Genomic DNA, 9,696 nt, shown 5'->3' with positions numbered 1-9,696 from the left:
TGCGGTGGTCGGTCACGCGGCCTTGCGGGTAGTTGTAGGTGCGGATGCGTTCGCTGCGGTCGCCGCTGCCGATCAGGGATTTGCGTTCGGCGGCTTCTTTGGCTTGGGCTTCGCGTTTTTGCGCGTCGTTTAAGCGGGCGGCGAGGACTTTCATCGCCTGCGCTTTGTTGGCGTGTTGGCTGCGGCCGTCTTGGCATTCGACTACCATGCCTGTCGGTAAGTGGGTAATGCGGACGGCGGAGTCGGTTTTGTTGATGTGCTGACCGCCCGCGCCGGATGCGCGGAAGGTGTCGATGCGCAGGTCGGCGGGGTTCAGTTCAATGTCTTCCAGTTCGTCCGCTTCGGGCATGACGGCAACGGTACAGGCGGAGGTGTGGATGCGGCCTTGGCTTTCGGTAGCAGGGACGCGTTGCACGCGGTGGCCGCCCGATTCAAATTTCAGACGGCTGTACGCGCCTAAGCCGATAATGCGGGCGATGACTTCTTTATAGCCGCCCAATTCGCTTTCGTTGGCGGAAACGATTTCAACCTGCCAGCGATTGCGCTCGGCGTAGCGGCTGTACATACGCAGCAAATCGCCTGCAAACAGAGCAGCTTCGTCGCCGCCGGTACCGGCACGTACCTCGATAAAGATGTTTTTATCGTCGTCGGCATCTTTTGGCAGTAGTAGTTTTTGCAATTCGGTATCGAGTTTGTCGATTTTGGCTTTGGCCGTTTCAATTTCTTCGGCAGCAAAGTCTTTCATTTCAGGGTCGGACAGCATTTCTTCGGCATCTGCCAAGTCGCTTTGCGCCAGCTGATAGTTTTGGAAGACTTCGACGACGGGCGTCAATTCGGCGTGTTCGCGCGTGAGTTTGCGGTAGTTGTCCATATCGGACGTGGCTTCAGGCTGTCCGAGCAAATGTGTGACTTCTTCTAGTCGGTCGCTGAGTTGTTGTAGTTTTTCTAAGATAGACGGCTTCATAAATTTTCCAAAATACGGATGCCGTCGGGTGGTCTGCAACGGCGAAATAAGGCGTTATTATAATGGGTTTGAATGAAAATTCAAAAAGATATGATGGATTGGAAAGGCCGTCTGAAACCTGTTTTTAAGTTTCAGACGGCCTTTTTTATATGGGCTTATTTAGGCGCAGCCAAGATGCCTGTTTGGTTCAGTAGGAATAAAACGGTAAAGCCGGTCAAATAAATCAAACCAATAATGGCGAGGAAGTTCATCCCCATGGTCAGTTTGTGGCGTTTGTCGCCTTTAACGAGGCGGTAGTTCAGCCAAGCGAATACAGGGGCGGCAACGAAGGCGGTAATCATGGCAAATTTGAGCAGTTCCGCCATTGCGCTGTTGAACCAGAAAATCACGGCCAAGCCTGAGCCTGCAACCCAGACGTTCCAAGCAAACAATTCGGCATTGCCGGTTTTGTCTTTGCCGCGCAGCAGGCGTACCGGTTCGGCAATCGCACGTGCGTAGCCGTCCACTACGGTAATGGTGGTGCCGTACATACAGGCGAAGGCGATAAATGCCACCAGCGGACGAGACCAGTCGCCGATGGTCACGGCGTACATATTAATCAGTTGGCCAACATATTTGCCGCCCGCCATTTGCACTTCCTCTCCGTTGCCGTATTGTACATATGCACCCAAGGCGAGGAAAACGACCGCCAAAATCGCGCTGGTGATATAGCCGACGTTGAAGTCGAAAATGCCGTCGCGGTAGCTGGAAGGGTTGATGCGTTGTTTTTCGGTAACCCACAAAGAGTTGATGGCGGAAATTTCAATCGGTGCAGGCATCCAGCCCATCAGTGCGATGAGGAAGCCCAAGCCTGCCAGTGTCCACGGGGTAGGCTCGATAAAGTCGGGTTTCATCTGCATGCCGCGAGACATGGCCACGGCGGCTGCGGCGACGGTGGCAATGGTCAGGCTGACGATGATGATTTTGGAAACGTTGTCCAATGCTTTATAGCGGCCGCTTGCCAAAATCAGCAGGCAGGAAACCATAATCATGACGGACACCATGCCGGCATCGAAAGTCAGCGATGGGATCGCCATTTTGACGATGGCGGCGGTAACGATGGCGACTGCACCGGCATTAATCGTTGCCGATGCAATACACAAAATCAAAAATACCCACAAATAAACGCGGCTTTTTTCGGCATAGCCCTCAATCAGGCTTTTGCCCGTGTCCAGCGTGTAATGTGCGCTGAAGCGGAAAAAAGGGTATTTGAACAGGTTGGTCAGAATGATAATCAGCGCAAGCTGCCAGCCGTAAAGTGCGCCTGCCTGCGTGGAGGCAATCAGGTGCGAGCCGCCGACTGCCGCCGAAGCCATCATGATACCCGGGCCGAGAGCATTGATTTTGCTCTTCCAGGTGGAAGCGTGTGTATGTTGTTCAGCCATAATTAGTTTCCGCCTTTTTCAGACGGCCTTATTATCAATAAAAAGCATATTTTAACGTAAATAAAAAGTTTGCCCAATAATATGCGTAATACTTTTTATCAATCAAAAGGAAAATACGGTGTTAAAAAGCCGAGATGACGGAGTGAACGATATTTTGTGCCAAAAACATTTTTCCAGACGGCCTTGTATCGCTTTTTATTCATGAACATGGGGTAGGGAGGGCTGAGTGTGTCCGTTTGGAAACGGAACGGCCGGGCGAGGCTTTTTGATGCCTTGAGGTCGGCATATTAAGGGGAAATATGGAGCAGGGAATCCACGTTTTGCTCGGTTGCTTCAGCCAGTTGTGCCAGCGGTACGCCGCGTAGTTCGGCGGCAATTTCGGCGATACGGCGGATGTTGGCCGGGGTATTGGTTTCGTGGCCGAGCATAAAGGGGCTGTCGGTTTCGAGAACAAAATCCGTGTCATCTAAGGCTTGTAAGGCGGCACGGACTTTTTTGGCATTGGGATTGAGCAGCAGCGAGCCTATGCCGATTTTGAAGCCGAGTTTCACCAAAATCCGCGCTTCTTCTACGCTGCCGGAGAAGGCGTGGACGATACCGCCTTGCGTGAAACCGGCAGTTTTGACGGCGGCGGCAATGGCGGCGGCGGCTTTCAGATTATGAATGATGACGCGGCGGTTGAGGTGTTGGGCGAGGATAAGTTGGCGGATAAAGACGTCGGTTTGTGTGTCGCGTTGCGCTTGGGTTTGCTCTTTGCCATAAAAATCCAAGCCGATTTCGCCAACCCATGCTTGCGGATGCCGGATTAATTCTTTCTCTAACTCTTGGAATGCCGCTTCGTTGAGGCCGTCTGAAAACCACGGATGAATGCCCAAAGCGATATGGATGTTTTCAGACAGCCTTTCCAACTGCGCAACGGAGTGCCAATCCTTGGGGGACGTAGCCGGTACGATGAAACGCGCCACGCCGGCGGCTTGCGCTTCGGCAAGCACGGCAGGCAGCGTGTTGGCAAGTTTAGGGTCGGCAAGATGACAGTGGGTGTCGGTGAAAGTCATGTTAAATGGCGGTTTACAGCAGATTTAATTGTCGCAATTCTTGTTGCACCTTATCCGCATTCCAGTCATGGGATACGGCAAGGGTCATCAGCGCAGTGGCGGTTTCGAGATTGCATTTGCCACCGTTGATGATACCTGCCTGACGCAAAGCATCGCCTTGGGCATAGACGGCAGCGGCGCAACCTTGCGGTACTTGGCTGATGTTGAGCAGCAATTTGCCTTGTTGCGTAAAGGCTTGGACAGCTCGGACAAACGCATCGTTGCTCGGCGCATTGCCGTGGCCGTAGCTTTGCAGAATCAGGGCTTGGGCGCAAAGGTGGGGCAGGTCGTCTGAAAGTTCTTGCGCGGCATAACCGGGAATCAGCGTGCGGACGGAAACTTTGGCTTCAGGATTTGGAAGACGCGGATTGAGGTCGTTTGAATGTTGGGTCGGGGCGATACGGATATTGTGCCAACCTTTGTTTTCCTCCCATTCGGCGAGCGCGCCAAAATGCAGGTTGTCAAAACCAGCGGCAGTCTCGGTGCTGACTTTACTGCTGCCGACGGCGGGGAAGAGCTTGCCGTCAAAGGCAATCGCCACTTGTTTGAGCTTGAGCGAGAAAGCGGAAACGGCAGTGGCCAGGTTGCGTGGCGCATCGCTGTTGGCGGCATCGTAAGGCCATTGCGAGCCGGTCAGGATAACGGGTTTGTCCAAACCTTGCAGCGAAAGGGCGAAGAGGTTGGCGGTGTATGCCATGGTATCCGTGCCGTGCAACACCAAAATGCCGTCATAGTCAGGCAGTTTGGCGATAATAAGCTCCAGCCAGTCGCGTTGGTTTTGCAGCGTTACCGCGGAAGAATCGATGAGCGGCTGACAAACGTGCCATTCGAAATCAAGGCCGTCTGAAAAGGGGGCGAGGGCTTTATCGACGAGAGCGGTATCGGGACGCAGGCCGGCGCTGCTTTGGGTCATGCCGATGGTACCACCGGTGTAGAGGACGAAGATTTTTTGTTTCATGGTGTTTCTGATGAATGATTGAGGCCGTCTGAAAGCGGAGAAGTGTTTCAGACGGCCTGGAATGGTTTATTGATTGGTTTGTTTTTTTGCTTTTGCCGCGCGTTTTTCGTGTAATTTTTCACGGAAGAAGGTGTGGCGGCGGTGTTTTCTCCACCAAATCCAGCCGACGATGACTGCGCCGATGCCCAGTACGGTAAAGATACCGGATTGCAGGCTATGCATTTTTTTCATCAGCCAGTCGGTATTGCGTGCGCCGTATTCGCCCAGATAAATCCAAACCGGAACGGAAATCAGCGCGGCCAAGCCGTCCATCAGGATAAAACGTAGGTAGGAAACCTTGCGGCTGATACCAGCGGTCACGAAAACGGCAGTACGCAGGCCGGGCAGGAAACGGGCGACGAATAAAACCCAGTTGCCGTATTTGTCGAATTTTTCCTGTACTTGGGCATAGCGTTTGGGTGTCATCACGCGCGCAATCGGTTTGAATTTAAGGATTTTTTGTCCCCAAATCCGGCCGGCCGCAAACATAAAGCCGTCGCCTACCAATACGCCGAGCATGCCGACGGCAAACATAATATGCGAGTTGGTATAACCCAGGCCGGAAATCACACCGCCGGTTACCAGCGTCAAATCTTCAGGAATCGGCACGCCGAAGCCGCAAATAACCAAAACGAAAAACACGGCCGCATAGCCGTATTCAACGAAAAAAGATTCTAAAATTGCAAACATGGCCGCCGTCCCACGATAAATATTGATTGATGACTGGATTAAGTTGGAATTTTACCAAAGATAAGGCCGTCTGAAAGCAATCACAAGCAGATATTGTTTAAATTTGACGGTAGTTTGCAAAAAATCTAGAAATTCGGGCGTGGAAAGTTGGGATTTGAACAGATTTGGCAGGTACAATAGCCGCTGGTTTATCTTTCAAACCCGAAATGGCAGTCTGTTTTCAGACGGACTGTTCAGGAAAATGAAATCATGAAATACAGAGATCTGCGAGAATTTATCGCCGGATTGGAAGCTGATGGCAAACTCAAGCGCATTCAGCATCCGGTGTCGCCGCATTTGGAAATGACCGAAATCGCCGACCGCGTGCTGCGTGCCGAAGGGCCGGCGTTGTTGTTTGAAAACCCGATTAAGCCTGATGGTACGCGTTATGATTATCCCGTCTTGGCGAATCTGTTCGGCACGCCCGAACGCGTGGCACTGGGCATGGGTGCGGACAGTGTGTCCAAGCTGCGTGAAATCGGGCAGACGTTGGCGTATCTGAAAGAACCCGAACCGCCTAAAGGCATCAAAGACGCATTTTCTAAACTGCCGTTGCTGAAAGACATTTGGAGCATGGCGCCGAACGTGGTGAAAAATGCGCCGTGTCAGGAAATCGTGCGGGAAGGTGAGGACGTTGATTTGTATAAACTTCCGATTCAGCATTGCTGGCCGGAAGACGTTGCGCCACTGGTAACGTGGGGCTTGACCGTTACGCGCGGACCAAACAAAAAACGCCAAAATCTCGGTATTTACCGTCAGCAACTAATCGGCAAAAATAAGCTGATTATGCGTTGGCTGTCGCATCGCGGCGGCGCGTTGGATTATCAGGAATTCCGCAAACTCAATCCCGATACGCCGTATCCCGTCGCCGTCGTGCTTGGCTGCGACCCTGCCACCATTTTGGGCGCGGTAACGCCCGTTCCCGATACCTTGAGCGAATACCAATTTGCCGGACTGTTGCGCGGTTCGCGGACGGAGCTGGTGAAATGTATCGGCAATGATTTGCAAGTGCCCGCACGCGCTGAAATCGTGCTGGAAGGCGTCATCCATCCGAACGAAACCGCGTTGGAAGGCCCATACGGCGACCACACGGGCTATTACAACGAGCAGGACCATTTCCCCGTGTTCACGGTCGAGCGCATCACCATGCGCGAAAACCCGATTTACCACTCCACCTACACAGGTAAACCGCCCGATGAACCCGCCGTTTTGGGCGTGGCATTGAACGAAGTGTTCGTACCGCTTTTGCAAAAGCAGTTCCCTGAAATCACTGATTTTTACCTGCCGCCCGAAGGCTGCTCCTACCGCATGGCGGTGGTGAGTATGAAAAAACAGTACGCCGGACACGCCAAGCGCGTGATGATGGGCTGCTGGTCGTTCCTGCGCCAATTTATGTACACCAAATTCATCATCGTGGTTGATGACGATGTGAACGTGCGCGACTGGAAAGAAGTCATCTGGGCGGTCACCACGCGCATGGACCCTGTACGCGACACTGTTTTGGTAGAAAATACGCCCATCGATTATCTCGACTTCGCCAGCCCTGTCAGCGGACTCGGCGGCAAAATGGGTTTGGATGCGACCAACAAATGGCCGGGTGAAACCGACCGCGAATGGGGGCGTGTGATCAAAAAAGACCCTGCCGTTACGGCCAAAATCGATCAGATTTGGGAGCGTTTGGGTTTGTAGATGTCGGATTTATTGGAATTTCTACTTCAAATATTGATGGAAATAATTGGGTCTATGTTTGAGGGTACGGTAGAAATATTGAAGCTCGATTGGAGAAAAAGAAAACTCTCCAAAAAAGGCTTGATAATGTTGGCCATATGGTTTGCCATCATTGTTGCACTGATTGTGTATATGGTCATTCCCCAATAAACATCTTATTCTGACAATGTATCTGTTAAAAGGCCGTCTGAAACTTTTTGGGTTTCAGACGGCCTTTAATTTGAAAATTTAGCGTGGTTTGAGCCACTTCCATTGTTCTTGTATGGTTTCTTGCAGGGCTTTTTGTTTTTCTGCAGGTGTGTTCATGCCATTGGTTAAGCGGCTGTAATCGAGGGTAATGGAAGGGTTTTGTACGGTACCGCCGATTTTGAGGGGAATCGGTTTGTTTTTAGGTTGCAGTACGTTGCTTATAAGCAGGTTTTCCGATAGCTTTTGGGTATTTAAATCGGTATAGCCGCTGCTGACAACGTGCAGGCTGTCAGAAAACAGTTCGGTGTTGATATGATGGCTGATGCCTTTCTCGATTTCGCTATTGAGGATGAAATGATGGAAAGGGGTTTTGAGGTTGCTGTTGTCGATTTTTTCCGAAGAGATGCCGTTTTTCAGAATGCTGTCCATATCGATGCCGTGCCATGCACCGTTGGTAATATCGAGAAGCAGGCTGCCGTTTAAGGCTTGTATCATTTGGGCACGGTCATTGCCGGTAGTTTTAATGTCGATAACGGCGTCGCCGCTGCCGCTGAAGCTGTGGAAACCGAACAGGTCTTGCAGCAGCGGCTGAATTTGTATGCCTTTTGCGTTTTGCTGAAGGTGGTAGGAAGCAGGTTGGGTTGCCGCAATACTCAGGCCTCCCTCGGTTTTGCCGCCATAAAGCCCGGCTTTGAAACGGTGTAGGGCTATATGTTCTTTATCGGCGGTGAGCAGGGATTCGATGTTTTCTAATTGCAGACCGGCAGTTTGAATGCTGCCGATTTGGAGGTTGGCCTCAATGTCGGGCAACCAGGATTTGGCCAGCAGGGAAGGAAGATTCAGTGATGGCTGGGTTTTCAGATCTTCCAAGTAAGGGGTCAGATTGAGTTTTTGTAAGGCGATACCGGCGTCAAGGTGCGGGCGCGGCTGGGCATCGCGTTGGTATTTAAAGGCCAAGGCGAGGGCTTGTCTGTCAAATGCGCCTTTCAGACGGCCTTCCCATGTATTGAGGCTGAAATTGGCCTGTCCTTCGAGTGTACTGATGAATCGGGGGCGGGGAAGGCGGTTGATGGTGTCTTGCAGGGTGCTGAGGTGCAGTTTGGGCGCATCAATGCCTTTGCCTTTTTGCCAAACCAATGGGCTGGAAAAGGTAAAGTTGGTTTGGAGTCGGTCGTTTTTATGGCTGCCTTTGAGTTCAAAATTGGCGGCGGTCAAAACGGTTGCGTAGAGGTTGGCTTTGTCCAGTTTGAATGAACCGTCCCATTGGTTGTTTTCACTGCCGGCGGTCAATGCGCCGTTGAGTGTGTTGAGGTGCAAATAGCCGTTTTTAAACTGCAAGAGGGGCGAGCGTGCGTTGATATGCAAGTTTTGATAGCCGCTTTCAGCTTGCAGATTGAAGTCGCGGAAAAGGGCGGTTTGGTTTTGCCAATTAAGGCTGCCTGCGATTTGGGCATCCAGCTTGTTTTTGAGTAATACGGTTTGCAGGTTTAATTTGAGGGCGGGAACGCTCCAGCCGGCATCATCTTGTACAAGATGGCCGGCCCCTTGCCAACTGATGGGGTTGCCTATGTTTTGCAGTGTGCCGCTGATATCGAATGGACGGCCGTCTGAATCGGCTCTGCGCAGGGAAAATTGCAGATCGTTTAAGGCAATATCTTGTTCTTTATTGTGGTAACGGATGCTGCCGTTATTGATGATGATGCGGTTGAGCTGAAAACTTTCTTTTGACGATGGGTCTTGTTGCAGGCAGGCGGGCAGATGGTGTTTTGAGTCCAGTGTCAGTGTCGGGTTTAAAAGAATCCATTTCTCAAGTATGGGCGCATCCGACCATAGGCTGCTCCAACCAAAGCCCATTTCGGACTCAGCGATGTTCAGCGTCGGCGTGTCAGGTTCGGAAGAGGAAAGGCTGAGGTCTTTTAAAATCAGCGTAGGGCGCGGTAGCCATTTTCTGCTGATATTGGCGTTGTATTTGACTTGGCAGCCATGGGCAGAAAAGTTTTTCTGTATGAATGCGTCGATGTTTTCTGTATTGAATATGCGGAACATTAAGGCACTCAATACCGCCGCGAGGCATAAAAGCACGGCAATGCTGAAAACCAGGGATTTCAGCCAAAATTTTCCTGAGTGCAACATGGAATGAACAGACAATTCAGATTCTCGCTTTGATGGGAGCTTTAAGGAGTGATTGGAAGTTTAAGCCTTGCTGCTTAAGCGTGTGGAAGTATAACACAGAGCGTGGGCCTGTGTTTCAGACGGCATCGGTATGTTAATAAAAAACACCGCCCGAAGGCGGTGTTGATTTAAGCATAAATTATTTACGCAGACCCAGGCGGGTAATCAGTGTACGGTAAGTATCAGGCTGAGTACGACGCAGGTAAGACAATAGGCGACGACGTTGGCTAACCATTTTCAACAGGCCGCGACGGCTGTGGTGGTCTTTAGGGTTGGCTTTGAAGTGAGGAGTCAGGTCGTTGATGCGGAAAGTCAACAGAGCGACTTGTACTTCAGAAGAGCCGGTATCGCCTTCTTTGCGTTGGAAATCTTTAACAATTTGTGCTTTTTGTTCTACGG

The 9,696-nt window shown here is 51.4% G+C and carries 8 protein-coding genes; 1 reads left to right on the top strand and 7 read right to left on the bottom strand.

What is annotated here, in order from left to right; genetic code table 11:
* The 5 genes from prfA to ACTHUE_RS06950 form a co-directional block, all read right to left on the bottom strand.
* On the bottom strand, nt 1-964 hold a 964-nt coding region (gene prfA, locus ACTHUE_RS06970; RefSeq protein WP_440423163.1), incomplete at its 3' end, for a peptide chain release factor 1.
* Nucleotides 965-1,119: 155 nt separating this feature from the next.
* A complete protein-coding gene (locus ACTHUE_RS06965) occupies nt 1,120-2,388 on the bottom strand; it encodes an Nramp family divalent metal transporter (RefSeq protein WP_070504437.1) in 1,269 nt (422 codons plus the stop codon).
* 287 nt (nt 2,389-2,675) lie between these two features.
* Nucleotides 2,676-3,443 carry a TatD family hydrolase gene (locus tag ACTHUE_RS06960; RefSeq protein ID WP_150540529.1) on the bottom strand — a complete coding sequence of 256 codons (768 nt, stop codon included), beginning with the start codon at nt 3,441-3,443 and terminating at the stop codon, nt 2,676-2,678.
* Nucleotides 3,444-3,456: 13 nt separating this feature from the next.
* Complete coding sequence (locus ACTHUE_RS06955) at nt 3,457-4,440, bottom strand: asparaginase (protein WP_049344373.1); 984 nt, start codon at nt 4,438-4,440, stop codon at nt 3,457-3,459.
* 66 nt (nt 4,441-4,506) lie between these two features.
* Nucleotides 4,507-5,169 (bottom strand): DedA family protein, encoded by a 663-nt coding sequence (locus ACTHUE_RS06950; RefSeq protein ID WP_150540528.1) that lies wholly within the window; start codon nt 5,167-5,169, stop codon nt 4,507-4,509.
* 249 nt (nt 5,170-5,418) lie between these two features.
* Between ACTHUE_RS06950 and ubiD the strand changes: the two genes are divergently transcribed.
* Entirely contained in the window at nt 5,419-6,897 is a 1,479-nt protein-coding gene (ubiD, locus tag ACTHUE_RS06945) for a 4-hydroxy-3-polyprenylbenzoate decarboxylase (RefSeq protein WP_049344369.1), read from the top strand.
* Between the two features lie 267 nt (nt 6,898-7,164).
* Here ubiD and ACTHUE_RS06940 read toward each other — a convergent pair whose 3' ends face one another.
* Both ACTHUE_RS06940 and rpsO read right to left on the bottom strand, forming a co-directional pair.
* Nucleotides 7,165-9,258, bottom strand: coding sequence for an AsmA family protein (locus tag ACTHUE_RS06940; RefSeq protein ID WP_070588331.1), 2,094 nt, complete (start codon nt 9,256-9,258; stop codon nt 7,165-7,167).
* Nucleotides 9,259-9,436: 178 nt separating this feature from the next.
* A partial coding sequence (gene rpsO / locus ACTHUE_RS06935) for a 30S ribosomal protein S15 (RefSeq protein ID WP_440423161.1) occupies nt 9,437-9,696 on the bottom strand: 260 nt, incomplete at its 5' end.

The organism is Neisseria sp. P0021.S005, assembly GCF_051956955.1.
This window is presented reverse-complemented; position numbering and strand designations above follow the sequence as displayed.